This is a genomic window from Rhizobium sp. NFACC06-2 (assembly GCF_900101425.1).
In the GTDB taxonomy this organism is placed as follows: Bacteria; Pseudomonadota; Alphaproteobacteria; order Rhizobiales; family Rhizobiaceae; genus Agrobacterium; species Agrobacterium leguminum.
The window spans coordinates 19,678-45,846 of record NZ_FMVA01000026.1 but is presented as its reverse complement, the minus strand read 5'-3'; the positions used below and the strand labels follow the sequence as shown (position 1 = coordinate 45,846).

The 26,169-nt window shown below is 53.5% G+C and carries 16 protein-coding genes and 2 pseudogenes; 11 read left to right on the top strand and 7 right to left on the bottom strand.

All coding sequences use genetic code 11. The features are described 5' to 3' along the window. Positions 1 to 2 precede the first annotated feature (2 nt). Complete coding sequence (locus F3H58_RS26015) at positions 3 to 2,216, bottom strand: DNA methyltransferase (RefSeq protein ID WP_149744302.1); 2,214 nt, start codon at positions 2,214 to 2,216, stop codon at positions 3 to 5. 1,159 nt (positions 2,217 to 3,375) lie between these two features. Here F3H58_RS26015 and F3H58_RS26010 point away from each other — a divergent pair. Next, complete coding sequence (locus tag F3H58_RS26010; RefSeq protein WP_149744301.1) at positions 3,376 to 4,758, top strand: hypothetical protein; 1,383 nt, start codon at positions 3,376 to 3,378, stop codon at positions 4,756 to 4,758. 415 nt (positions 4,759 to 5,173) lie between these two features. Here F3H58_RS26010 and F3H58_RS26005 read toward each other — a convergent pair whose 3' ends face one another. Further along, positions 5,174 to 7,462 carry a hypothetical protein gene (locus tag F3H58_RS26005; RefSeq protein ID WP_149744300.1) on the bottom strand — a complete coding sequence of 763 codons (2,289 nt, stop codon included), beginning with the start codon at positions 7,460 to 7,462 and terminating at the stop codon, positions 5,174 to 5,176. Positions 7,463 to 8,279: 817 nt separating this feature from the next. Between F3H58_RS26005 and F3H58_RS26000 the strand changes: the two genes are divergently transcribed. Both F3H58_RS26000 and F3H58_RS25995 read left to right on the top strand, forming a co-directional pair. Further along, complete coding sequence (locus F3H58_RS26000) at positions 8,280 to 8,570, top strand: transposase (RefSeq protein WP_149744299.1); 291 nt, start codon at positions 8,280 to 8,282, stop codon at positions 8,568 to 8,570. Between the two features lie 100 nt (positions 8,571 to 8,670). Then, positions 8,671 to 9,039: pseudogene (locus F3H58_RS25995) on the top strand (transposase); the annotation flags it as partial. A gap of 114 nt (positions 9,040 to 9,153) precedes the next feature. Here F3H58_RS25995 and F3H58_RS25990 read toward each other — a convergent pair. From F3H58_RS25990 to F3H58_RS25980, 3 genes are all read right to left on the bottom strand, one after another. Then, positions 9,154 to 10,086: a response regulator gene (locus F3H58_RS25990; protein ID WP_149744298.1), complete on the bottom strand. Its 933-nt coding sequence runs from the start codon at positions 10,084 to 10,086 to the stop codon at positions 9,154 to 9,156. Positions 10,087 to 10,152: 66 nt separating this feature from the next. Beyond that, the gene (locus tag F3H58_RS25985) at positions 10,153 to 11,952 is read right to left on the bottom strand and encodes a DAHL domain-containing sensor histidine kinase (protein ID WP_149744297.1); all 1,800 of its coding nucleotides are present in this window, start codon (positions 11,950 to 11,952) and stop codon (positions 10,153 to 10,155) included. Beyond that, positions 11,939 to 13,009: a cytochrome-c peroxidase gene (locus tag F3H58_RS25980; RefSeq protein ID WP_188129078.1), complete on the bottom strand. Its 1,071-nt coding sequence runs from the start codon at positions 13,007 to 13,009 to the stop codon at positions 11,939 to 11,941. Before F3H58_RS25980 ends, F3H58_RS25985 begins: the two co-directional genes overlap by 14 nt. Positions 13,010 to 13,279: 270 nt before the next feature. On the opposite strand from F3H58_RS25980, the gene F3H58_RS25975 reads away from it, so the two are divergent. The 7 genes and pseudogenes from F3H58_RS25975 to F3H58_RS25945 form a co-directional block, all read left to right on the top strand. Further along, a complete protein-coding gene (locus F3H58_RS25975; protein ID WP_149744295.1) occupies positions 13,280 to 16,477 on the top strand; it encodes an FHA domain-containing protein in 3,198 nt (1,065 codons plus the stop codon). Positions 16,478 to 16,557: 80 nt separating this feature from the next. Continuing rightward, the gene (locus F3H58_RS25970) at positions 16,558 to 18,396 is read left to right on the top strand and encodes an FAD-binding oxidoreductase (RefSeq protein WP_149744294.1); all 1,839 of its coding nucleotides are present in this window, start codon (positions 16,558 to 16,560) and stop codon (positions 18,394 to 18,396) included. Between the two features lie 284 nt (positions 18,397 to 18,680). After that, positions 18,681 to 19,085 carry a winged helix-turn-helix transcriptional regulator gene (locus F3H58_RS25965; protein WP_149744293.1) on the top strand — a complete coding sequence of 135 codons (405 nt, stop codon included), beginning with the start codon at positions 18,681 to 18,683 and terminating at the stop codon, positions 19,083 to 19,085. A gap of 212 nt (positions 19,086 to 19,297) precedes the next feature. Next, positions 19,298 to 20,545, top strand: coding sequence for a plasmid replication protein RepC (gene repC, locus F3H58_RS25960; RefSeq protein WP_353619452.1), 1,248 nt, complete (start codon positions 19,298 to 19,300; stop codon positions 20,543 to 20,545). A 73-nt stretch (positions 20,546 to 20,618) separates the two neighbouring features. Then, positions 20,619 to 21,869, top strand: coding sequence for a hypothetical protein (locus F3H58_RS25955; protein WP_149744292.1), 1,251 nt, complete (start codon positions 20,619 to 20,621; stop codon positions 21,867 to 21,869). A 418-nt stretch (positions 21,870 to 22,287) separates the two neighbouring features. Further along, on the top strand, positions 22,288 to 22,368 hold the full coding sequence (locus F3H58_RS27765; protein WP_353619454.1) for a hypothetical protein: 81 nt from the start codon (positions 22,288 to 22,290) through the stop codon (positions 22,366 to 22,368). A 119-nt stretch (positions 22,369 to 22,487) separates the two neighbouring features. Continuing rightward, positions 22,488 to 23,819: pseudogene (locus F3H58_RS25945) on the top strand (IS66 family transposase); the annotation flags it as partial. Positions 23,820 to 24,067: 248 nt separating this feature from the next. On the opposite strand, the gene F3H58_RS25940 reads toward F3H58_RS25945, so the two are convergent. Continuing rightward, on the bottom strand, positions 24,068 to 24,688 hold the full coding sequence (locus F3H58_RS25940; protein ID WP_286170141.1) for a VirC2 family conjugal transfer protein: 621 nt from the start codon (positions 24,686 to 24,688) through the stop codon (positions 24,068 to 24,070). A 1-nt stretch (position 24,689) separates the two neighbouring features. Next, on the bottom strand, positions 24,690 to 25,385 hold the full coding sequence (locus tag F3H58_RS25935; RefSeq protein WP_149744289.1) for a conjugal transfer ATPase VirC1: 696 nt from the start codon (positions 25,383 to 25,385) through the stop codon (positions 24,690 to 24,692). A gap of 259 nt (positions 25,386 to 25,644) precedes the next feature. Between F3H58_RS25935 and F3H58_RS25930 the strand changes: the two genes are divergently transcribed. Beyond that, entirely contained in the window at positions 25,645 to 26,109 is a 465-nt protein-coding gene (locus F3H58_RS25930) for a DNA mobilization endonuclease VirD1/MobC family subunit (RefSeq protein WP_149744288.1), read from the top strand. The last annotated feature ends 60 nt before the right edge of the window (positions 26,110 to 26,169 follow it).

Here is a 26,169-nt window from a genome sequence, read left to right as displayed (position 1 = left end):
ACTTATTCGGTCTTTCTTTCAAACTGCATTTTATGCAGATCATTGATTTGTGGCTCTATTTCCTTCTCGAACGATCCAAGAAGTTCCACAGCCTCTAGTATAGAATTGCAAATAGACAGTTGCCGCAGAAGTTGCCCCATCAAAATAATGCGAACATCGTTTCTGCTTAATTTCCGTTGCGTTTCTGCAAATCGTTTAATCTGGCGCTCGGCCGCCTCTGAGGCGCCCACCAAAATGCGGGAGGCATTCGGAATGCTGGCTTGAAGATTTCTTTTGCGGCAGACCAGCAGAATATCAAGGTCAATGGGTTCTTTGGCTTGCAGCTTTGGGATCGCCACCGACATTTCGGCCTTGATCGGCTGGGAGGCCACGACCTCAAAGCCTGCAGTCATTAGGGCGGCGAGAACAGATCGCCAGCCTTCCGTACGGGAATGGTGATAGCTGAACACGAGCAGGCCGTCGTCTTTCAAGACACGGTAGCATTCGTGCCAAACCATGGAAAGGCGGTCTTGGAAAACGTCTACGTCGCCATGCTGCACCTCATCTTCCGCCCTGGTGGTTGCATTGGGTTCGCAACCGTTTGGATCGAGGACGTGTCGCTGCCAGACATGGAAGAAGTCTGCGAGCTGGGAATAGTTTACATTGTCGAAGAAAGGCGGATCGGTAACGATCGCATCGACTGATTTGTCTTTCAAATCGGTAGTGCCGCTGTTACCGCAAGAGGCATATACGCGTTTACCCTGCTCGAGATCCTCGAAATCTGTGGCGTTAGTGTATCCGATAGGCTCGGAAAGCCCAAAGCACTTGTCAGCCTTGGCGCCACCGTCAACACGAAGCTCGAACGGGTCGTCTGCGTAGTCTAGCGCCCGAAGGATGCGGGATGAGAAAAGGGTTGAGAAAGCGCCTGAACTCTTAGGAGTTCCCCACAGATTAGCCTCAAGCGGGGTCCGTTCCGGCTTGAGGATGTGGTGGGAAAACATGTGGCGCACCGCGCCAGTGCCTTCGCCCTTGTAGGATGCAAACATATTGTTGAATTCCAAAGCGCCGGAGAAAAGGCAAAGAAAAAGCTCCCTTATCTCTGGTTTCTGGATTTCGCGGATACGGTCGCCCAGGATGCTCAGGGCGAGAAGCTGGCGCTCGTTGAAGAATTGGTGCCACTGTCGATAGTTATAATTAAGCGCCTGGTTTGTATTGTAGCCGGGCTCAATGTGCGCCACGGGGTAGGGGTTGTTAAGCTTGGCAAGCGCAGCCCTGGCGCCCTCGAAAAGCTCAAGGTCAAAGGCATCGGCACGAAGATATTGCTTTTCCCCATTCGGAAGCAGCACAAGCTTTGCATAAAGGCGGTGTTTCGGAACATTACCTGACGCGCGTACGGTCTTGGCGATGCTGAACTGGTGATCGCACGAGGGGCAGCAGGCAGTTTGGCCGCTTGCAGGGCCAACGGAAGGGTTGAAATCCTGGTGGCAGGCGGTGCAATTGGCGTGCGTGGCGTCATATCGGACCTTGTTGACCTCGCCACACTCCGGGCATGTGGCCTGGCATTCCGGGAATTTGCGTGCATAGGCATGGCGTGCGAAAATCCGCGATGAAAAGAGATCAACGGGTTCTTGGCAGCAGGGGCAATCCACCTGCTTGACCCAAAAATAATAGAGTGTAGTCGCTTCAGTTCCATCAGGAAGCCTAGCCGCATAAAGGCTGCGAAGTTTCGGCGCGGTGTCGCGCTCGATAGCCTTGAATGTCTCAATGACCTCGCTACGCTTGTGCTGGTTGACGGCGTTTTTCACCAGGAAATGAGCAACCGGGTTGATATCTCTTCCGATGGCTTTCGCGCCCAGCTTTAGAGCCTCAATTACCGTTGTGCCAGATCCCATAAAGGGGTCGAACACGACCGCATCAGGAAAGCGCGTGGCGCTATAGAAATGCTCAAGGATGTCGGTGCCCTTGGGCGCGAGAGCCCCTAAGACGGTTGCACGGAATACCGAGCCAAGACGCTGCGCCCACCACTTATGGATATGGGAGAGAGGGCGGTTCACCTCTTTCCGCCAGGATTCTCTTTCCGCCAGATTTGATAGATGCTCAAACGGAAAATCCTCGGCTTCGATGGCCCGGGCAAGCTTGGAAGGTGCTGGAAAACGCACTACGGCGGCGGTATCCAGCCCAAACGTGAGCTGCCCGTCTCTCATGGGCGATACCTGTTTGGTCGCGCTTGATGCCATGGAATTCTCCTAAAACCCTGCAGTCGGACTGTGGCGATAGAATACGGGAAAAGCAACTAATAGGCTCGGGGGCAGGGCGTTTATACAACGTAAAATCGCCCATCGTCTCTATCGAGCGGCAGTACTACATAGATTTTGGGAGAGGCGGTCAAAGACCTGGTCAACTGCAGTGGCGGCGCCAGTTTCGCTATGCAATCAGGAGACTCAACCAGACCGCCGCCCTGAATGAAGCCGGAAAACTCTCGCCTCAGCTGGTCGCCGAACCTGGCGCGGTTCACCTGCCAGCCATTTTGTCTGTTTGGCAGGATATAGGTTGATGTAGTTTGCTTGATATTATCCCTCGCTACGCTCGGATTACGGCTTCGCCACGCGCTGCGCTAGCTACATCACTCTGTTCCTTCTTGCTTGCCTTCCCTCCTCTGTCGGGTCGCTCATTGGTGCTGCCGCAGGTGTTAAAGTAAGGTGTCTTGCTGTTGATGTTTGGATGAACAAACCTGCACTAGGCGCTTATTGTAGCGTCTCTGCGGACCTCAGGACACCGGGCTAATTATAACCGCTGCGCCCAGAATTGACGGATACATTATCATCTGCTGCGACGGCCGAGACGGAGAAAACGTTTTGGGACTGAAGGTACGTCATGTGAACATGTAGTGTGATGCTGCTCTTCGGGAACAATATTCAAATCTCAAAATTTCGAAGCAACTTGAAGCGCTGTCAATAATGAAAATGGTGACAATAGTGTAATTTTTCAAACAATATTGACTGCGAAGCAGAGGAATGCCTTATTGCATTATAAGCTGATCTCAAAAGAAATTAAGATCTACAATAACATTCCCCTTTACATGCGCTGACGTGAGATTTCGCTGTCTTAAAACTGGGCCTGCAACCATGTCAGCTCGTATATGCACAAGCTTTGCAAGGGTGGGCGCTATCATCCATTGAAATTACGTCTTACCACGACAAAAGCAGCGCATGACCTGATGCCAAGAGGGCTGTGACGTGGCGGCCGGAGAAATGGTTTCAGGCAGTAGCCATGCTCAGGCTGCATATAGAGCCCTCAAAAGTTTGCCTCAGTGTGTCCGAGACCATCATCGTCACGCCTTTTTCAAGGCAGGTACCAAGCACAAAGAGTTCCTCTTGATTTCAACCCTCCGCAGACATGGACCGTCAACCACCACATAACTTCCCAGGAAGGTTTGATCAGCGCCGCATGCGCCGCGGCTACACCCAGCCGGCTTATGATCATGGCTTCCAACACTCTCAAGAACCGGCCTATCGTCCAGGATGGCACCATGTTTCCTCAGCAGCCGAGGCATTTTATGAGCTTCCGCAGTACTCAATTTTCTCGGCATCTGAGGTAGACCTTCTGAGGCGGGCCAATTTTCAAGACAGCGACTTGAACGGCCTTGCGTTGCTACGGAGCGCGGAGAGGACGTTTGCGATCGATCATGCTCGTCATTTATCTAGGACCGGGTTCAGTCCTCAGGATATCCTTGGCGCCGCGCGACAGCATCGGAACGTTCGCCGTCACTTAATCGAACACGCGGATGTATATCGCGACGAAGGGCTGAGCCCAAACGAGATCCTTGACCGAGCACATCAGGCTACCCAAGCTACACGTCAGTCGGACAGAGGTCGATTGGCGATAGAGGACCAGGATGATGTCTTTGTGCAAGCCGCAACGCGCTGGGGACCCGCCGCCGGACTTTCGCTTGAAGAAGGTCGCTCCTTCTATAACGAAGTCACGCCGGAAGAATTAAAACCAAGACTTGAAAACCACCGAAGCTTGAGGTTGTTGTTGGTTGGTCTCGCCTACGTTGCGGATTACAGCCATGCGCTGTTGCGTTCTCATCACAGAGAACGGGTCAAGAAAATGACGTTCTACCTTCATACCGCGGATAACGACGAACTCCTTCGCCTTTGCAATTTGCGGGCAGAGGAGGGCGTCGGACAATGTGGTGATGCGGTTAATTTGGCCGCATCTCAGGTGGAGTGCGAAATACTTGACCACAAGCTCGGAACCGGGCTTTGCAACGCGCGCGAAGCCCTAGATGGAGTAAAGCGGCTTTTCACCCAGCGCTGGGTTGAAACATTTGCCGCTGGGGAGTACCCAAATTCAAAGGAAACTGTCGAATTCTACGCCAGCCTTTCGCTCGAGGTCACTAAGCGTGGGTTTGCTATGGAGGACACCGCCCGCAGTAATTTTTACGGGGAAATGTTTCGCGTCTCTCCCGATCAACTGAATAGGTGTATCGGCGGGCTCGAAAACCACTTTTCAACTCCCAGTGACGATTACGTCGAGTTTCTTGCAGAAAATCTGGCCATTCAGCGACTTATGCCACGCTTATTTCCTGAGAAATGGTCTAATTTGGAACATCAACAGGAGGAGCTCCTCGATCAGCTTGATAACGGGGAATGTGATAGCTCGATGCACATGGCGGTCCTTAATTACGCGAGCGGATTAAAGAATAATTGGTATCGCGAGTGTGTTCGTAGAATATTGCAAGATAATTCTTTGTTGGACGCGGAGCTATCTAGCTGATTTCTGGGTTATATAAATTGATTTTTTCTATTATAAAAGTTGTTGAAATATACCAATATTTATTCTCCGCACTTTTAGATCAACGTCTTCTTACAATCCAATAAGTGAGATGCCTTCATCGTCTTCCGTTCCTTTTCAGGTGGACCCCTTGGGAGCTTTATCCAGAACTGGTGCAATTTGAAGGGTTCGGATCAGCGCGGCCACGAACAAGGAAGCTAGGAATTCATGGCGCAGACAAGACAGAAGTTTGATCAAAGGGCATTCATTGCATCAAGCTACGAACTGCTGTTTTCTAGGTAAAAGATGTGCGCCAGCGCAGTAGAACATAATTGATGTGGCCCATCATACCACTGGGGGCCATTCCTCCGAGCAATTCGACCACTAACTTTCAACGTTTCCATCCCCGGTCCACCGGTTACTCCTCCATGGCCTCAGCAAGCTGGTCTTCGATCGTACCATGCTCCTTTTCTTGCTCAGCGCGGGCGGCCATGGCGTCCAACTCCATGAGAGTGAAGTCGGGGAACTTCCTATAGTATTTATCGCGGTTGGCCTCGGGGAAGGGAGGGAGGAGATCGGCCTTAACCTGAGCGACACGGTCAAAGTGCGACGAGAGGAACACATTACGGGTAGCGTCGTTCCCGATTTGATCGGCCCAGATGCGGAAGTTCTGCGCGTTCAAATCGGGCAAAGCCTTGGCGACAACAGCACACGCGTACTTTTCAGCGAAGTTGTCGTAGATAGGCTTGAACTGGTTCCAGTCTGCGGCAAACTCCCTGTGCGAGGGCAATCCCAGTTGGTACAGCTTGTCGATATCCTGCTGAAGGCCGTGGTGTTGGATGTAGAACTCCAAAAGTAGCTGCTTCGCGGCAAGTTCGGCACGCAGAGGGGTGTTGCCGAGATCGACAGTGTCTCCAGCCCAGCGCTCATTAGCCATGCCGCCACCTCGAGCCGAGATACCCCATCCGCCAGCCCCCCCCTCGGAGACATTAATCGGTCCTTGAGTGTTGCAGTAGCGGCGTCCCTTCTCATAGACAGGGGCTCCGTTTTGCTCCATGAGAACCTGCCCCTTAAGAGCGGCGAGAAGGTTGTCGGCAGAGCGATCGATGCGAGGAGGTAGAAATGCGAAGTCGAAGGTCTGACCATTAATCTCAACGACGTCACCATTGTCCACGATCCTGCTGAAATCAGCGTACAAGTGAGTGGCGGTTTCCGCTTCGTAGCCCATGGAAACTGCCAGGGCTATGTGGGCGGGCGATGCAGCGGCCTCAAAACGAGTGTAGTCTCGGTTAGCGAAGTAATCGCGATTTTCGGCGGTGCCTGCCTTCATGTGGCTCATCTCGTAGCCCATTGCAGCGACCTGGTGCCACGAACCACGACCGCGCGCAGTGAGCGGAGAACTCTCTTCAAGCGCCTTCTGCGCATTCTTGGCATTCGGCTCAAAGCCCCGCCCATAGAAGCCAGACTGGAGACCCTGCCGCATAAGGGCTGTTTCCGTGATCTGCACATTGTTGTGGAGATAATCCCTGATTTCTTTGAGGTACTTTTCATGATAGGCGGCGGAGTTGGGAGGGGGGATGGCATTCTCAAGCGGAACCCTTCCATAAGTATGCGCGATGTTGTGGTTGAGGCAGAGAAGGGCGACGGAGGTGCGGTCAAAACCAGGGACCAAGCTGAGGGCGTGCATCTCCTTGGTGCTGAGGAGAGGGGCAGGATCGTCCAAACCCTGCCAATCCTCGGCTTGAGAAAGGCGGGGCGGAGCAGGGCGTCCCGCGCCGGAGCTGACGAAGGTTGCGCTGTGCTTGAACTTGGGGGCGAGCGCCTTCTCAATAAAATACCCCTCAGGGCTTTCGAGCGCCAGTACGAAGGTTGGATCGAACGCCTTTAGGACGCCATAGAGGTCGTAGGAATAGAGCCCCTCACCACCAATGGCACAGCGCTTGTTGGGAAGCAGTTTGTCATTCTTGTCGAGCGCGTTCAGCCTGCGGAGGAAGGCGCGCATCTCATCATAATCAGCCTCACCGGAGAAGATGTTGCCAAGGTTCTTGCCGGGAATGTTTGCAGTGATAGGTGTGCCACTGTATTGGGCGATCCAATCAAAAGTCATGGTAGTGACCTGGTCCGTCTTGAGGTTCTTCATCGTGAGCTTGGGGTGCTGGCCGTCGGAATAGTCGGGCGTTACGATTTCGGTGTTGGGGAGAAGAGTGACCGTAAGACCGGGAACGTTGCCAGCTTGGACCCATTGAACCACACTCATGAGATTGGAGTTGTTGACAATGCCGACTTCATTTCGACCAGCACAGGCCTTGGAAGTGTCAGGCTTGCCGTCAGTCCCGAACGACTTGTGGAAGAGGGTCGCGAGAGCAGGATTGCGCTTCTTGTAACGCTCGGTGAGGCTTGTGCGGTTGGCGACGAAGTAGTCAGAGCATCGAGCAGCAAGATCGTAGAAAGGTGCAACGGCGGCGGGAAGACCATCGAGCCCTTCGGGCATGCCGGGAATGCTGGTGTTGATTGCACCGTCCCCTTTCCAAGTGCTGCCACGAGCGAAGAACTCAAGACCACATCGATCGATGAGGTAAACATCGATAGGCACGTCTTTGTACTGTTCGCGAAGAAACTTCTCGGCAATGAGCCGCTTGAAAAGTTCAGCACCACCAGGGCCGGCACCGGCGATGGCGAGTTTCTTGGGGGCGGCAGTGGAAGCCATTGTTGTTGATAATGGAAATATGGAACGAGTATGAAACTTTGAAAGTTTATAAGTGCAAAGTATGTAAGAAATTGGGGTGAGTTTGCAGTTACCAAGTGCAGTTGCGAAAGGGAAATGTGGTGAGGAATGGAAGCCAAAGGAGGACGGATGGCTAGATATTTATGGTTGGAGCCTGCGGTTGCTGGGGATAAGTCAGGAGGGTGGCATCTTAGTTGAGCAGGTTTTTCAGGGGCTAGAACTGGTCGGCGACCTAGCGGCAGATCAGCAGTGCGCTGTAATCTTGAGGTAATTGTCAGCTGACGTGATATGAGCTGACTGTATTTCGGGCGGTTATGAATTGGATCGCCGTTGCGAGGAAACGTGGCGTTCCATGATTGGTTAACTGCATATCTTTCCCGCTTTATGTGAGACGCCGAGGGCAGTCGGCGGAAGGGCAACCCTGTAAATGGAAGTTGCGGTGACGTGGCATTTTCCCCATCGCCAGAAGAGAGTTACCGATACCGACTGCCATCCCGGTATCACGCCATTACACGTGACAATGAGAACTATCTGTTTAGGGCAGATCACGTGACTTCAAACCATGGAATTTTGCTGGCCATAGAAATTATACGCATACAGGAAATAGGAGAACGTAACATTCGTATATCTGTACGGGTGTGCGTGTGTTTATGCCTATGTTTAGGCGTCTGTATTGTCGATTTGCACTGAGTGTTGATTGCCACTGAGAACTGACGCGGCGTTGCAATGAACCCCTCAAGCTGGACCATGGGAGACGGAAAAACTGATACACTCCGCGGGCCTCAATCGGAGAAGGCTTATGAAGTCCCCGAGGTCCATATCGACGCCATCCAAATTGCGGCTTTGCCATGATATCCGAAACGGCGTTATTGAACGGCGCGATGCGCAGCGCACCTACGTTTCGGCCAACTTCATCCAGTTGTGGCTCACGCAGTTCGATCGGGGTGCACGGAACAAAGAGGAAGCGGAGGCTAGTGTTATTGCCGAGTACGAAGTACACATTGCGGCACTCGAACGCAAGGTCGGCCAGCTCACAATGGAGCTGGAACTGGTTGAAAAAACACCGCGCCACCAGATCACCGGCGGATGAAGCCGAAGGCCAGTCGACGCTTGAGAAACGTCAAATGACGGAAGCATTGGCATCGTATCACCGGTCATTTACGTTACGACGCTAATCCAACCGGTCGCCCTCATCCTTCTGCATCGAAGCGGTCGAGGAGGCACTGGCTCGCTATGGCAAACCCGACATATTCAATACCGACCAGGGATCGCAGTTCACCTCGATGGACTTCACGGCGGTGCTGAAGAAAGCGGAAATCGCCATCTCGATGGATGGCAAGGGTGCGTGGCGGGACAACGTGTTCGTCGAACGGCTCTGGCGTTCGATCAAACACGAGGGAATCTACCTCCACGCCTACAAGACCGTGTCCGAGGCCCGCGTCGGCATTGGCCGATATCTGACCTCTTACAATAGCCGACGCCCACATTCATCCCTTGAGCGGCAGACGCCGGATCGGGCCGACTTCAACGCGCTGGCACCAATCATGGTGGCGGCATAATCGAGGCAGAAATCCACTTAGCAAGACGCCCGAAACTATTCAGACAAACCGAACCACCTCTGTCCCCGAGCCGGTCTTTGGCGCTCGTACGACCCCAAGAGCGGTGCCTCTGTGTCAACTGACCTCGGTAAAGCGGCGAAGGCTTTTCACGAAGCTCTCATACACCACGTTATTGTTGGCATCGCCGTTGAGTTCGCGCTGCATGCGGAGGCGTACAACACGGGGATCGGCAAGACGGCGGTGGTGTTCGCGCATCGCGGCGTTGACTGCCAATCGAAAGAGGTTGGGGCTGAGCGGCTGGATCGCGAAGCGATAGATTCGGCCGCTGTTAATAAGCTTGATGATGGTGTCGCTTTGCGGCTTAGACGTCATGACAACGACTGTGATTGCCGGATCGATACGTGCCACCTCCGACAGCATTTCTGTCATATCCACCCCATCTACCTCCGTAGTGGTAACAATAACTCCGATCTGCTCTTGAATGATGAATTTGATTGCTTCCTTGATACTAGAGGCGGCATGCACCCGATAATCGTAGGTGAACATTTCGACCACTTCCTGACGATCGCTGTCGCAGCCATCGATCGCAAGCAACTGGGACGCAATGCTGAACTGCGGCTCTGCGTTGTCGTCCTGCCAGATCGGTGTAATGTTCTTTCGCGTCATCCTCGAACTGCGCGCCGTTTCGACAGCATCGGCTATGACTGTGCGAAGCTCTGTCTGGTCCCAAGGTTTGTTAATGAAGCGATACACTTCACCCTCGTTGACAGCTCCGATGATCGCAACAAGATCGCTATATCCTGTCAGAAGGATACGTATAGTGTCGGGCCAGCGCTCGCGTATCTGCGACAGCAGCTGAATACCTGTACATTCCGGCATGCGCTGGTCGCTGGCGACCACATCGACCGGAATGGTTTCTAGAATGGCGAGGGCTTCGCGGGCGCTTAGTGCCGTGTAGACCTCGTATTCGCTGCGAAAGATCATCTTAAGGAGACGCACAATGCGTTCTTCATCGTCGACGAAAAGCAAAACGGGTTTGTCACTCATTTATCGAACCTCAGGCTGATCGTGGCACCAATTAATACACACAAGAAAGACTTCCTCCACGCGGCTTCAAATGTTCGCATTTGAGCTACTTGCCTCCATTTGCGGTATGAAATCAGAATATTTGTCATCCTGTCGGGGTAGCGTTATTGTAAACACAGCGCCCTTACCTAGTTTTGAATTTACTGTGATTGTTCCGCCATGATTTTCGATGATCCGGTAGCATATGGATAGTCCCATACCCGTTCCCTTACCAACGGCCTTAGTGGTATAGAACGGATCAAATATTTTAGTGATTTGTTCCTCCGTCATTCCCGGGCCGTCGTCGCAGACATCGATTTCGACGGTGTCGGATGACGTAATGCGCGTCCGTAGTGTCAATGTGCCTCTTCTACCGCTTTCGGCCATTGCATCGGCAGCGTTCACAATCAGATTCAATAATACCTGCCTGAGTTGTGAAGGCGATCCCATAATAGGAGGGACGAAATCAAACTCTCTTCGGATGTCAGCGACATATTTCAACTGGGGCTTTGCAATCAATAGAGCGCTTTCTATCCCTTCCTCAACCGAGAAGCTCTCAATATGCCCCTTGTCTAGCCTGCTAAAATTCTTCATCGTTTTGACGAGCGTCGTTATTTCCTCGATCCCATGCAAGCCGTCTTCTAGGAGAAGCTGCATTTCCTCACGCTTTTCACGCAAGGCTTCATCTTTTTCACCCACTTGGGCGCCGACGGCAATCTCAGGATCCGACGTCAGTCGTTCCTTAATCACCTCAAATACGGCCTTTACGTATGCAAGCGGCGTATTTATTTCATGGGTTATTCCGGCGACCATCTGGCCTAGAGCCGTCAGCTTTGCAGACTGTAAAAGTCTTTCCTCCACATCATGATTTGCCTGTTGAAGCACTTTATTGTCCTCGCCGACCTTAATGTAATTTTGTCTCAAGACGAATAGAAGTGAGATTATTGAAAGGCTTAGGGGTAAGCATAATAATGCAGTTGCATACCATAGTAATTTATAACGGTCGGCTTGCTCCGCTTCGAGCAATTGTATCTTATTTTGCACTCGATCGGCAGCCGAATCTGTTGGAATTGAGCTCATAGAAAGGATCAAGTCGTTGCCTCTCTGCCTCTCTTTTGCCGCAACTTCGACCTGTAGCAAAAACCGTTCTAGGGAGCGCTGAAGGTTTGGCGATACGCGGCGACTGGCTCTACGTGCAGTCTCAATACGAGCCATCACAGTTTCGCGCAGCAGAGGCGACGGCGATGTCGAGAAGCTCACTAAGCCAGTGATGACTTCAGTCACAAGGTCCGCAATTCGTTTTTTGGCTGGCTCATCCATCTTCAATGAGTCAGGGTCAGCAAAGGAGTCTGCAATGGCATCCGGAAGAACGCTCATGGAATTGCGAAGCATGGCGTAGCTGGCCTTCATTTGCTCGGCCAGCCTGCTCTTCTCATTGACCGTATTTACATAGGATTTGAAGTCCGCGGCCAAAGGAGAAAGGCTTTGTTGCCGCGCTATTGTGCTCTGCAGGCCCTGAAGGCCGAGTTTAAGGTTGTTTGCGGCATCGGTAACGGCGTCGTAGTTTGGGCTTACCCCAAGCTGTAGCGAGAGAATTTCGGTATCCCATTGCGCGTCAAGGCCACGCATGGCTTCGAAATCGTCGCGGAAGGCGGGAACGGTGTTGTCTGGGGTCCGCAACAGCCAGATTAAGCCGCCAAGGCTTGCCGAGAAAACAAGTATGAGGATGAGACATGCGATCCATGCAGCTTTCAAGGAGGCAAAATCTCTGATCGAGGAGTTCTTCAAGATCCGTTTCTTTCCTGTTGGCTGGCTGCTTTGGACATTTTCGGCTTCATCGATCGTCAAGAGATGTACCCTGATATTCTCCAGTCAATGTCCTCAAGAATTCTGCAAGTTTGGCTGTATCATCGGCTGTCAACGTCCGGCCAAGCTGATGCGAGGCCATCACACCGATCGCCTCTTCCAAAGTCTGAGCGGAACCATCGTGGAAGTAAGGAGCGGTATGTGCGATGTTTCTCAGCGTCGGAACACGGAAAACGGGGCGGTCCTCAGAAATACCGGATTCCAGGGCAGCACCAGGAGTTATACTTCCCCTCGTAGTAGAATACGGATTGCCGAAAATTCCGAAAACTTGCAGCATGTTGCCGCCAATGTTCACGCCCTGGTGGCATGATATGCAACCGAAATCCTTAAACAACTTATAGCCGGCTTTCGCCCCCGGGCTGATCGCAGCTGCTTCGCCTCGTAGATAGCGGTCGAACGGAGCATTTGGTGTATTGAGCGAGCGCTGAAAGTTCGCAAGAGCATCGACAATGCTATCCTGCTCTATACCGCCAGGGTATATCGTAGTGAATTCTGCAACAAGGGCAGAGTCATTATTTAGGCCTTTGACGACCTTTTCCCATCGGGTGGCCATAGCGGTCTTACTTTCCACAACACTATGGGCCTGCTGTTCGAGCGAGGTCATTCCGCCGCTCCATGTATATTTAGAGTTCAAGTCCACATTGAAAAGTGTGGGCGTGTTCAGTACGCCTGGACTCCCCGACGCGCCGCGTGACACCGCCAAGCCGTCACTCATACCAAGATGCGTTAAGTGGCAACTTGAACAGGCGAGCCCGTTTCCTGCTGAAAGCCTGCTGTCATTAAAAAGTTTTCCGCCTAGCGTGACCTTGCGTTGATCGAGCTTTGTCTCGATCGGTACTGGCGTGATTGGCTCGTTCGGCGATAGATCATTCGCTATGGCGACGAAGGCCGTAAACCCGATGCTTGTTGCTGTGCACAAAACGGCCTTGCCCGGCGAGGGAACCAAACGCAGCATGCCCTGCCTAGAAAAATTACATGCCGAGCGGAAAGCAAAACGAAATCGGATTTCGAGGCACTCTGCTTCGCATTTTTTTCTCACGAGCCGCGCCTCATCATCTTTTGCAACCGGAAGTAATAGCCGCCGCATTGTTAGCCGGAAATGCTTCGGAAACAATCATGCGCGGCTGTTATTCCACCATAGCTAAAACGACGGTTTGCCGCCATGGAATCACTATTAATCTGAAGCTTGGACAACAAGTTGCGCCCAGAAAATCGACCTGGCTTCAACCGAGAACGACTTGGTTGCTGGAATTCGCCGACATGGGTTTCTGGTGCCAAGCTGCGACTTAGATGCATTAAGAGGAGCGGGATGTTTTCACGCGTTTCTGAACGGCGAATGCTCAGCGTACGCAGCCTGCTTCTTGTCGGCTGGCTAGTATTGATTGCCTCACTCTTCTGGGATCCTTTCTCGATTACTCTGACGGAACCCGACAAACTCGATAGTCCGTTTCGCGTTGACGACCATATTGTCAACATCCAGGGCGAGAAACTAGTCGCAACCCCGTACGCCATGGGAACGCGCATTTTTTGGACGATGCTCGTCCCGATCGTTCCTTTATTTTTAATGGTTTTCGGTCACGAGGCATGGCGCAGGGTGTGCCCGCTTTCGCTGGCATCTCAGATCCCCGGCTACCTCGGGATCCGGCGATTCAGCAGCAAGCTAGAGCGTCGTACCGGACTCATCAAGCGCAAGATACCTTTGATTTCCCCCAACGGATGGATCGCTAGAAATAGCTGGTACATCCAGTTCGGGATGCTGTTTACCGGCATCACAGCGCGTCTCCTTATCATTAACACGGACCGAACCGCGCTCGCCATAGCTCTTTTGACGGTCATCTGCCTAGCGATGCTGACGGGCGTACTTTGGGGCGGGAAAACGTGGTGCAACTATTTCTGCCCGGCAAACATCGTCCAGAAGATATACACGGAGCCGGGCGGTATCATGGAAAGCGCGCCACATTTCTCGCGCCCCGCGGTTCCGCAGTCCATGTGTCGTAAGCCCACGCCCAACGGCGATGTCAGCGCCTGCGTCGCATGTACCGCCAATTGCGGGGACATCGACCTCCAGAGATCTTACTGGAACGGAATTCTCGATCCCCAGCGCCGAAACGTATACTACATGTTTCTCGGGTTGATATTGGGTTTTTACGGATTCTATTATCTTTATGCCGGAAACTGGGACTACTACTTCTCCGGTATCTGGACCCACGAAGAGGGCGCTGCGACCAGAATTTTGGGAGCAGGCATTTTCTTGAACGGGCAGGCACTTCCCATCCCTAAGCTCTTATCTGCCCCCCTTATTCTGGCCTTCTTTTGCGTGACGGCGCTTCTGCTTGGATGGGGCCTGGAAAACCTGTACCGTCGCTATTGCAGCAGGAAGGAAAACTTTTCCGAAAAATTGATCGTACACCATTGCCTTTGCGTTGCAGCTTGGGCTTCGATCAACGCCTTCTATCTATTCGGTGGGCGCCCGAATATCCTTTTGTTTCCCGAACTTGTAGGGCGCGTCATCGATATAGGGATTGTTGCACTCACGACGATCTGGTTGCGTCTGGCGCTGCAGCAGAGTCCAATCCGCTACCAGCAGGAGAGCATTGCCTCCAATCTTCTGGGCGAGCTGAAGAAGATGAAGGTGAATGTCAGCAAGTTTCTCGACGGCCGCAAGCTTGAAAGCCTCAAGGCTGAGGAAGTATACCTCCTGACGAAAGTTCTTCCCGGATTTTCCCAGCAGCAGAGGCTCGACGCATACCGCAATATCCTTGAAGAAGCGGTTGCCAATGGCCGGACCGCTAGTGCTGGATCGCTCAAGCTTTTGAAAGATTTTCGAGCTCAAATGAATATTTCTGAGGAAGAGCACGAAACGTTATTGGAACAGCTCGGATTCACGAATATGCCCGGGGCCGGCATGCCTTTCATAACCGACGAGGAACGGCAGGAGTCCTTGGGCCACTATCGTACTATTCTCAGCAATGCATTGATGACTCGGCTTGAAAAGGGATCTTCCCTTCAAGAAGTCTTCGCTGACGCTAGCTTTCAGGCAACGATTCAAGTGTTGCGTCAGAGCTTGCAGATTAACGATGAAGACCACGAGCGTGTGGCTCAGGACCTATCGTCGCATGTCCCGGTTGTTTCTGAAGGCTTCGACCAGATGCTCGAATGCCTGTTTCGGCAGAAATCCTTGCGGTTGTGCATTGAGTCAGTTGTTGTCTCCGATCCTCTTGGAACGGCGCTGGTCGATCTGCTGCATGGTGCAATGAAGGCGCGGGAGCAGGAAATAAGAGTCGAGGCACTATCGATCCTTCATAATGGGAGCGCGGAGCCGGACCATCTCAAATTCGCTAAAGGTCTAGCCTCGCTATTGGGTCAAGAGCTCACCCATGTTCTGAGGCAAAGTGTTCCCCGAAACCCGGATATCAGCTGGCGAGAGGCGCTCGACCCCAAAATCTTCGCAATCCTTAACGGTGACGCGGACGCCGAGGCGGCAGGTTATTCGCAATCCGCGGGGCAACGTTGGACGCACCGAAAGACCGTTTTGCTAAGCCTCGATACGGCAACTAACCTCCGGCACATGCTCGAGTTCAAAGATCCGGTTATCAAGGCGGTAGGCCTCATGGTGTTCGGCTACATCGATCAAAAAGTAGCGCGGGACACAGCCGAAGAAATTGTCGGCGGCCTACCCAACCGCGAGCATCCGCTGCTCGTCGCCGCCTTCGAATACATGGCTGGAGTGGCTAGCGTATCGGATGTAAGCGCCGAGAATGCGTCACTACGCGCAACGATTAGGGTCGGGGGGCAAAGTAACCAACTCTTCACGTCAACGAAAAGTCACGTAACGATTGGCCGGTCGCTCGACAACGATATTTCGATAAGTCATCCGGACATTTGGGCTTATCATGCCGCAATCACGTTGCGGCATGGCGAGGTTCGTTTGGTCCGCCTCGATGAGGGAAAGATCTATGCAAACGGCAAGCAGCTTGTCGAAGAGTCCGTTGTTTTGAAATCGAAGAGCATCGTGACATTTGGTGGCGTAACTAACGATGCTCCTCACATCGAGATTGAATGTGAAGACAATTCCGATATGGGCAATTCGCTCGTCGTTCATCCGGTTATGCGCCTTGCGATGCTGACACGCAATGGATATCTCGCAAAATTGCCGCTCGCGGATCTTGCCGACATCGCTATGCAATCTCACGCCGTGCGTTACGTCAAGAGCAGCAAAGTAGAGGCCAAAAGCGGTATTTACTGCCATTTCTTGATACAACGCGGGGAGATCAGGTTTTTTGATCCAAGGCGCATGGATTTCGTTCCCGAAGTCGCACTGGGCGCTGGAGACTTCGTGGAAGCGGAACTTACTTATCCGGGCTCGCCGATTGTTCCAGAAGTGACGAGCGACTTCGCGATAGTTCTCCAGGTACCACCGACCCCGGAGGTCATCGCAGCGTCGTCGAGGCAAGGCTTGAACAAGGCCAGCATACTGGCCCGAATGAGTAGGCAAGCGCAGGATTAACTGTGCAAGCTGCATTGTATTTCTAAAAGTGTCTTTCCAAATAGCGTCAATAAACTTATATTATTAAAGAGGACGAATTAATGAATGCAGTGGGGAAAATTGAGGCATCGAATATAAATTATGAGGTTGCAAAGATCGTTTTCTCCATGTTTGTTTATGTTTCGGACGTGGAAAAGAACATAACCGCGCTCGAGGTGCGAAAATTTCAAGTTTTAATTCGAGATACAAGCTGGATTCAAAATGAGGATCTTCGAAACGCTCTCATAGAACTCTTGGACAAGTACTCTTCATTTTGGGGAGACTATGAAGATGAGGTGTTTAAAGTCGATGGTGGCACCCTTAGTGAAGCCATCGATCGTGCAGAGACGGTCTTGGGCGTGGAACGTGGTGGCAATCTTCGCTTAGCGCTCGGCAAGTTTATGGAGCGGCTCGAAAACAGCGCATTCGGCTTCAAAGTCGCCCAGGGTGAGCAAAAATTTCGAGAGCAAGCTCGCAGGGACCTAAAATTGATCCTCGGCAAGGCTTATCGGCCAGCGCCCCTCCAAATGCTTGACCAGCGCCCTGGAGCTCCAATCACACCTCCGCCTTCGGTCGCGTCTCCTTCGCTGTCAGCGAGCAGATGGCCGGCATTGGCCTTGTCTCCGGGACAGACATCCGTTTGGACGGGGGGGAAGATAAACGTCCGTTGTGTTTCCGTCACCTGGGAAACGGCTGATACCAAAACATACAGCTTCGTTTCCGATCCTCCATCGTTGTTTCATTACAAGCCGGGGCAGTTCATCAGCATCGAGATCTCCTTGCCGAACGGAATTCTGCGGCGGAGCTACACGATCTCCTCATCGCCTTCACGACCCTATACGCTTTCGATCACCGTCAAGAAAGTTCCGATGGGCTGGATGTCAAATTGGCTGTTCAACAACATGGTGGAGGGATTTGAGTGTGCAATCAGCGGCCCGTCGGGCAAGTTTACCTGCTTCGATTACCCCTCGCGGAAGCTACTTTTCATTTCAGCAGGTAGTGGGATTACTCCAAACATGTCCATGCTGCGCTGGCTGGTAGACACGGCATCTGACGCCGATATTGTTTTTATCAACAATGTGCGAACGCCCGACGACATCATTTTTTCTCAAGAGCTTCTGCATATCAGTACCCGCCTGTCTGAGAAATTGAAATTGGTGGTAGTACCAGCGGCGGCATCGCCGTCGCGGCCGTGGCACGGCCTGGTCGGCAAGCTAGACGAGACGCTCGTAAAGACCTGTGTACCCGACTTCAAGGAGCGGGAAACGTTCGTCTGCGGGCCGCCCGGCTATATGGCTGTTGCGAAGTCCCTATTGGTCGAGCTGGGATTGCCTCCTGAGAAATATCACGACGAGAGCTTTGGTGTAGTGCCGGTCGCTCCACACGTGCCCGCTGCACGCAAGCCCTCGCCAACTGCTTCCCCGGTAGCGCCGTCAGCGGCGAAAGCTGGCTCTGTGGGCAAATCCACCGAGACCGGTCCCGGGGATCTGGCACGACAGGCGGCAAACTCCGCGCAGTTGCCACCCAGATCAAACGCTGGCCTCAATGCGGCGTTCACAACGAAAGCGCCCCCGAGTTCCCAGCCATTGGCAATACCCCGTGCCACTCCTCGCACGCTGGTTGCGCCGACGACATCGTCAACGGGCGAAATCTCCATCGAGGGCGCTTCAGGAAAGTTTAGCATCGCGCCGGGACAAACGATCCTTGAGGCTGCGGATGTCGCAGGCGTCAACCTGACCCATTCCTGCCGTGCCGGCGTATGCGGCGCGTGTAAAATGCGAAAGATCTCCGGCGCGGTACAGATGGACAACCAGACAGTACTTTCTAAGAGCGACGTAGATGACGGCTACATCTTGACCTGCGTTGGAAAAGCCACCGGCAACGTAGTGCTCGCGCCATAATTGATTTTGAACATCGCCGTTTCAAAGGTCCTCTTGGGATATTGGGATAGGCACTTCTCGACAAAGCATGAAATGATGGTGGGAACTAATTGTTATCTGTCTGCCCTCAGGGTGAATTGGCTCAGGGACGGTTGAGGTGCGAGCGGTGAGTGCCATGGGTCAGGACTGTTACAGGTGTAGGCCGTTCTGCGGAAGCATTACAGTGTGCCCACTTGAGAATCTGACGGCACTACTGAAAGATGTCTGGAATTGTAAACGCTGCATAGTATAAGAAGGGTACCAAGATGTTGGAAGAACCACATTGCCATGCCGGGAAAGAAGCTTCTGCGCCCATCGAATTGGCACTTGGATTGCTTGCGGGGAAGTGGAAAGGCATCATCCTTTTCCATCTCCTGGACGGAACCGCCAGATTCAGCGAGTTGCGGCGTCGTTTACCGGCAGTTACACAAAGGACGTTGACCAACCAGTTGCGTGATCTGGAGCGTGACGGCTTGGTGGTGCGCAAGTTGTATGCGCAAGTGCCGGCGCGTGTCGAGTATTCGATTTCGCCCTCTGGCCAGACGCTGGAGCCCATCCTGCGCGCGCTACAAAAATGGGGACAGCATTACGAAAAGCGTATCTGTGATCCGCGGACAATGGGTCCGCAACGCGATGGGCCGCTATTGTCGAGCCCACCAGATTTTCTTTAACCGCGGGCTTGCCCCCAATACGGCAACGATCAGAACTGGTCGATGCTAATGTGATGTCAATTCGCAAAAGGAAAAAGGCCCCCAAGCGTTTACCGATGGAAGCCTTATCTCATTCTCTCGCAGGAAATGTAGATAGCACTTCCGCCACATACAATCAAGCGATGAACGCCTCCGGGTGAACGGTTTCTTTTGCCTTTTTTGAAAGGTGAAGAATGATAGAAGCGGAAAATGTAACCACGCCTTTTGGTCGGGGGGCGGTGACGCTCGCGCAGGTGAAAGGCCAGATCGAGGTTGGAAGTGCACGTTTGCGCCAACCAGTCGACAAGTGGATGGTGCTGCGCGATATCTGCGACGTGCGCGCAGAACTCGGGTTGCGTGACCGCGCGATCGCTGTTCTCAGGGCGCTTTTGTCTTTTCATCCGACGATCGAGCTCTCCGCGGATGAAAACCTGATCGTCTTTCCGTCCAACGCACAGCTTTCATCGCGTGCGAACGGTATCGCGGAGACGACGTTGCGCGAAAATATCAACCTCCTTGTCAAGGTCGGGATCATCCATCGTCGCGACAGTCCGAATGGCAAGCGCTACGTCCGCAAGGGCGATGATGGGCAGCTGGAGGCGGCCTATGGCTTCAGCCTGGCGCCACTCCTTGCCCGGAGCACGGAGTTTGCCCTTCTGGCACAAGCCGTTGTCGCGCAACGCCGGCAGATGCGTATCCAGCGCGAACGCATAACGCTCTTGCGGCGCGATGTCCGTAAGCTGATCTCGGCGGTGTCGGAAGAAGTTGCCGGCATCAACTGCGCTGACATTGAGGCAGAGTTCCGAGCGCTGATCGCAGCAGCGACACGCGCCAAATGTGCCAAAGTTTTGACGGAGGCGGAGCAGGCACTCACACGTATGAAGCAAGCCATACTTAAGCGGCTGGAGAATCACTGGAAAGCAGAAAAAACAGGTGCCAATGCCAACGAAGTCCGCGGCCACATACAGAATCAAAAACCCGAATCTATTTTTGATTTTGAACCGGCTTTGGAAGGAAAGCCAGCGACCAGGGATGCCGGTCCGGCCGCGCGCGACATACCGGTTGCAGAAAAACCGACGTCGGCAAACGAGCCGAAAGTTCTACCGCTTGGCATGGTGACGCGATGCTGCCCGGAAATCGTCTCGTACGGCCCACGGGGCCAGGTTTCCGATTGGCGCGAGCTGATGGCGGCAGCCGTCGTGGTCCGATCGATGCTTGGCGTCAGTCCCTCTGCCTATCGGGAAGCTTGCGAGGTAATGGGGCCGGAGGGCGCGGCGACGGCAATCGCATGCATCCTCGAACGAGCAGGCCAGATCAATTCGGCCGGGGGATATCTCAGAATATTGACGCGTAAGGCCCTCCGTGGTGAGTTTTCGCTTGTATCGATGGTTATGGCCGCAGCGCAGGAACGCAACAACGTTGGCGGTTGCCTTCAAACGTAGCCAACTAAGTGACGATCGCGATCGCACTCTATGTCAGGATGAAACGTCAGCCGGATTTCAACGAGGCGTTCATTTGGAAAAATCGGTTTTTCGCTTGGGTAAGAGGAAGCGCTCCAGCGACGGCCTGGAGCAAAGCCAGCTTGAACCACGCCGGTCGGTTCGGTTGGCCGGAAAGCCGGCCGAGTTCAAGGGGCTGGAGATTGATCGCCGGAAGACGAAGTCGCTGAGTGCCGATGCCGGCGATATCATCGATTTTGCTGTAAGTGGTTCTGCTGGGGGTCTCGCTCCGCGATTGCGGAAGAACGAAAACGGTCCTGGCATCCACAAGCTAGCGGCCGAGACAGTTGAATTAATAGCGACGTATTCGGCGATCGGAGATCTTTATGATGGGTCGCATGACCTGGCGAAGTATCGCTTGTTATCAAGAAGGTTTTCCGAACTATTCGATAACAAATCTTTGTATTTTGCAAAAGTAGAAGGAGCTCTCCATGCCGTCAGCTTGACCAAGACGTTCATCGAAAGCGCTCATGTTAAACGTCGTCTCGATGACGAAAATGGTTTCTTTGAGTACGAGGCTTCGGACGGCAAAGGCAACCCGGCGACCTGGTCAAAGAAGTATCTTGCTGATCATGTGAACGATATTTATGCCGTAATGAAATTTATTGGGCGTGAGTATAATGCCTCTTTGTTGAGCGCCGCGCTGGATGCGCCTGACGGCATGGAAAAAGCTAGGATGTTGCATCAATTCGCGCTCAATGCTGTGCACTTAGATACTCCGCAGCTCAAGTCAGTTGCCGACGCCTCGGTGAACATCTTAAACGGCGGAGGAAGCGGCGCCTTTTTCTCTGCAAAGGCTTTCGCGCTTTTCAAACGTCATGCCCAACGGAGCACAGACCTGGCTGGTGGTATAAAGACGTACGAAAATAAGCTCACCAGTCGGCAAAACTCCGAACTTGACCTGCATCGCCTTCTTTCAAAGGCAGAAGAGGAGCTTGACCGGTTTCCTGATGCGCTCAACAACATTGCTAGAGCTGCGTCCGACCTGTCTCACAAATATGATTGGTGCCGATTCAACGCAAGTGTCGCGGAACGTCATCAGGGTGGGCCTCACTCCGAGAGGCTTATGGTGCGAGAGCTGGCATTGACGCCACTGCCTGTGACGATCTCCGATGTCGCGTTGAAAATCGGCGCGAGGTTCGAAGAGGCCATGAGTTTCAGGGAGGCTGAGGCATTCTTGACCGGAAAAACGAAGGAGAAGTCTTCGGCCAACGAGCGGCGCGCTGAACTGGCCGACAGGCCCCAGAGAGGTGTCCGAGGCGACTAGCGTGAGGTCTTCCCTCGCTTTTGGGAACGTCACGCCGGCGCGTCAGCGCCACGATCGTGAGAATCGTCAGCTTTCTGTGGAGAATGCTGGCCAACCAGGCGCGTGGCTGCATCTTGCCAGATCTGACCCAAGATACGATCACTTGCTCCCAGGATTACAAGACGTCGTAGTGTTCGTTCGCCCTATTGGATATCCGTCCGAACCGTTGCTTCCCTCGTAAGCGGGAAGCTGACCCCATCTGCCGTCAGTAGCGCGGGCTCAGCTATTGCGTGATGACTTTTCACCAGCTGTGAGCTTCTATGTCTGCGCCTATCTCTGGGACTGGAAACTTCCATATGATTGAACGGTTGGATGGCGCGCCGCGGCAGTTGCGGGGCATTGGTCCTATGATTTAAAGGAGCGAGCGGTGGCTGAGGCTATGGAGCGTGGAGCGAGTGTCTCGACAGTTACTCGTCGCATCGGCATACATCCCATCACAATTATTCGGCTGGCGTCATGATGCTCGCGCCGAACAAGGGGCTCTTCGGTGTCTGCTGCTCTTCATGCGGATTTGGGACCGGTTTGCGCGTGGGGCGTGGTCAACGTGGTTACAGGCGACATGATTAACCGGGCGGGGTGAATGCCAATGAGTGCATCGAGCGGCAAACAGAGGTCCTGAAAACTTTTGACCGCGCGCGCTTCGGGCGGCGTTCAGAGAAACTTGCCGCGGCCAGTGTTGATGACGAGCAGCACGCTTTTGTCTTTGAGGAGATCGAGACCGGCATTGCGGCGATCAGGGCCAAGGTTACGAGTGGCACCAACAAAGATGGCAAACGTCCACCGAGGCCACGCAAGGGCTTTGCGACGCATCTGGAGCGTATCGAAGTGGTGATCGAGCCGGAAGACTTGCCGGAGCATGCGGGCAAGACGAAAATTCTGATCGGAGAAGACATATCCGAACGCTTGGGTGTCGTTGCAGCGATGTTCCGTCTCATTGTCACGCGCCGTCCCAAATGTGCTTTTAAGAACGAAGACGGCGTGATCCAGGCACCGGCCCCGACACATATCATTGAGGCGGGCATTCCAACCGAAGCGCTTCTGACCCAGATTGCCGTGTCCAAATACGCCGGTGGCATACCACTACCACTCCATCGGCAGGAAGCGATCTACGCCCGCGACAAGGTCGAACTTGACCGCAGGCTCATGGCTCAATGGATGGGAAAGCTGGGGTTCAAGCTCGACATCCTCGCCGATTATATCCTGAACGAAATTACGAAGGCGGAACGAATACTTGCCGACGAGACGAACCTGCCGACACTGGCGCCTGGGTCCGGGTCGGCGAAAACCGCATGGCCATGGGCCTATGCCAGGGATGACCGAACGTTCGGAGGCAACAAGCCCGCCCATGGTGGCCTATCGCTTCGACGACAGTCGGGCGACCGACTGCGTGGCACGGCACCTCAGCGGCTATCGCGGGATTCTGCAGGTTCACGGGGACGGGGCCTGCAGCAAACTCCTCCGCAAGGACGGCGGCAACGACGGCGTTATCTGGCTGGCTGCTGGCGTGTCGCTGCCCGACAGGAACGCTCGGCGGCGATGGTCCGTGACCTCTTCACTCTCTCGCAGACGACTTTGCCAAGAGTGTCAGGCAAATCCGAACTCGCCGGGGCTCTACGGTATTCAATCAAGCGTCGTGACGTCTTCGAGCGCTTCCTGATGGACGGCAGTGTCGAGATCGACTCCAACATCGTCGAGCGAGCGATCAGACCTCAGGCGATAACAAGGAAAAACAGTCTCTTCGCTGGCAGTGACGGCGGAGGCAAAACATGGGCGACAATCGCGACGCAGCAGACTGCAAAGATGAATTCCGTCGATCCCCAAGCCTGGCTGACGCAGACGCTCGAGCGCATGGCAAATGGCCGGCCTAGCAGCGAAATCCATACCCTTGCGCCGTGGAGCTGTAATGTCTGAACGGCCTCAGCTTGCCACTGATGAGCAACTCGCCGGAACCTACTTCGTTTGAGACCTATGTCACGAAGGTGCTGCTGCCCAAGCCCCGCCGCTGTAACGGGGTCGTTATGTAAATCTCTCCAAACAGAAGGTCGAAGGGGTCCCGAATGATCGGAAGCTGGGCGCCAAGCTGGAGTACTTCCGCCGTAGCCTCGATTTCAACCCACAAAAACGGGTTCTCAACGCTCATCTGTTAACCGTGCTGGACGCTATCGCCGTTCCCGTGCGAAGAAGCTTGCCAGTGCAGCTGTTGCTAACTTGAAGCCGAAGGCCCGTCTACTTTCCAGCCCCACTGGGTCAAAATGAGCCATCGCAATCTTCAGCAACGATGTCGGCATCATGCGTGACGTCAGCACGAGAGCGTCCGCGTCGTCGCTGCTCTGATAGGTTGCCGGTTGTTTTTGGAACGTGCCATCGCTCAGCATTTCCTCGTAGTCCTCGAGCGCCTTGCGCATGATCATTTGAAGCGCCTTCTGTGGCGGATATTGCCTGATCAGGATGTCGAAGACTGCCGATGTTTTCGGGGCTGGAACGAGGGCGGAGACAAAAATCTGCACTTTCTTTACGTCCCTACGCCTTGTTAGAGTGGCAGTCGGGGTCTTAGTTGCTCGTCTGAGCCGCCGCGGCACAACCGGCTCGCGCGACCTGGCAGCTTCGTTATCGGCGGCGGCTTTCACCTCTGTCGTTGGCGTGGAACTCATGAAAGATGTGACGGAAGTTTCCGCAGCAGCATCTCCACCGGACCGTGTAATTTTTTCAGTGGCCGCGGCTCGGATGCCGGCAAGACGTCTTGCTTCTGCCACGGTTAACTCTGGCTTGCGGATAGGCACGTTACTGCTCCAGTGCCTCATGCATGGAGTGGGAAAGAAGCCGGAGGTCTTCCATGGCTGCGTCGAGATTTCGCAGCATTAGCCGCATTCCGGGATCGACGCGGGCGTTGCGCAGGCTAAGATGCAGCATGCCCCGATCTTTCATCGCTGCAAAGGCATCTCGCTCAAACATTGGTTGCTTGGTCAAAGGCAGCGCGGTCAGCATGTCGGATACCTTGCGCTGCGACGTCGTAAGGCGGCCGATCGGAACGCGTTGCTGCAAGATCGCCGTCGGAACGACTAGGTTTTCGCTGAGTAGTAACTCGATGATATAGCGATAGGTCGCAAGTGCCTCGTCGACGTCGAGTGGCGTTAGCATTGTCGGCACGAGGAGGAAGTTCGAACTCGCGATAATCGTGTTGTTAAGCTCGCTTGATCCACCGTGCGTGTCGGCCAAGGCATAGTCGAATTTTCGCGCGGCGGCTTCGTCATAGGCATTTTCAAGTAGCGGCAGGTCGTCAGCGACAAAAACCTCACATCGATCGTCCCAGGTATTGCGCTTGACCGCGTTTTCTTTCCATCGCGTCAACGGGCGGTTCTCGTCGGCCTCGAAAAGAGCAATGGTTTTTCCTTGCATCGCCAAGACGGAGCACAGTCCCATCAATGCCGTGGTTTTACCCGCACCTCCTTTAAACGAGCAGCATGTGATCAGCTTCATCAATGACCTTCCCGTCGATTTTTGAAATTTGGCGGAATACAGCAGTAAATATGTAATAGTGTTTATTCGTACAGAGTGTATAAGGTCGATTCAATAGTGATTAGACAGATTTAACGGTATAATTCATTTCAGTTGTAATAGGAATGTCTGGAAATATTGAATTTTATGTTGACCATGACCAGATATTTCTTGCAACCTAATTGTCATTGGCGTGAAGTTTTTTGATAGACTGATCTCGCGAAATTTATTGGATCTTCGAATGTCGTATAAAGAACCAATGTTGCTGCCCGAGGAGGTGGCGACCACCCTTGTCCACGGACGCAAGCAACCGTCGGATCTGCGCGGATACAAGATTGTCAGCGTTCGACTGAGAGAGGCGGAATTTGAGGCGTTCGCCGAACAGGCGAGTGCGCTTGGCTTGAGCAGCAACATGGCGCTACGGATCGCGGCCCGCAGGATCGGGGGCTTTCTCGAGGTTAACGACGGTACCCAGGATTGCCTTGAGGAAATGCTCCGAGCGATCGGTGACATCTCCCGAAATATCTCCGATCTGAACGATTCCTACACAAAAAGCGGCAAGGTCGATATGAAAGAATTCGAGGCGCTGCACGCGTCCTTTGGCTACAAGTTTGCGCGATTAGATGCGACGCTGATGTCGATGCTAAATATCGCGCGTCGCCGCCTTGACGGCAAGCTACAACTCAGGGACGCCGCGAAAGCATAATGTACAAAGCGGTGAGGTTCTTCGGGACGGTATGATATCATGGCACACCAGGCAATCATT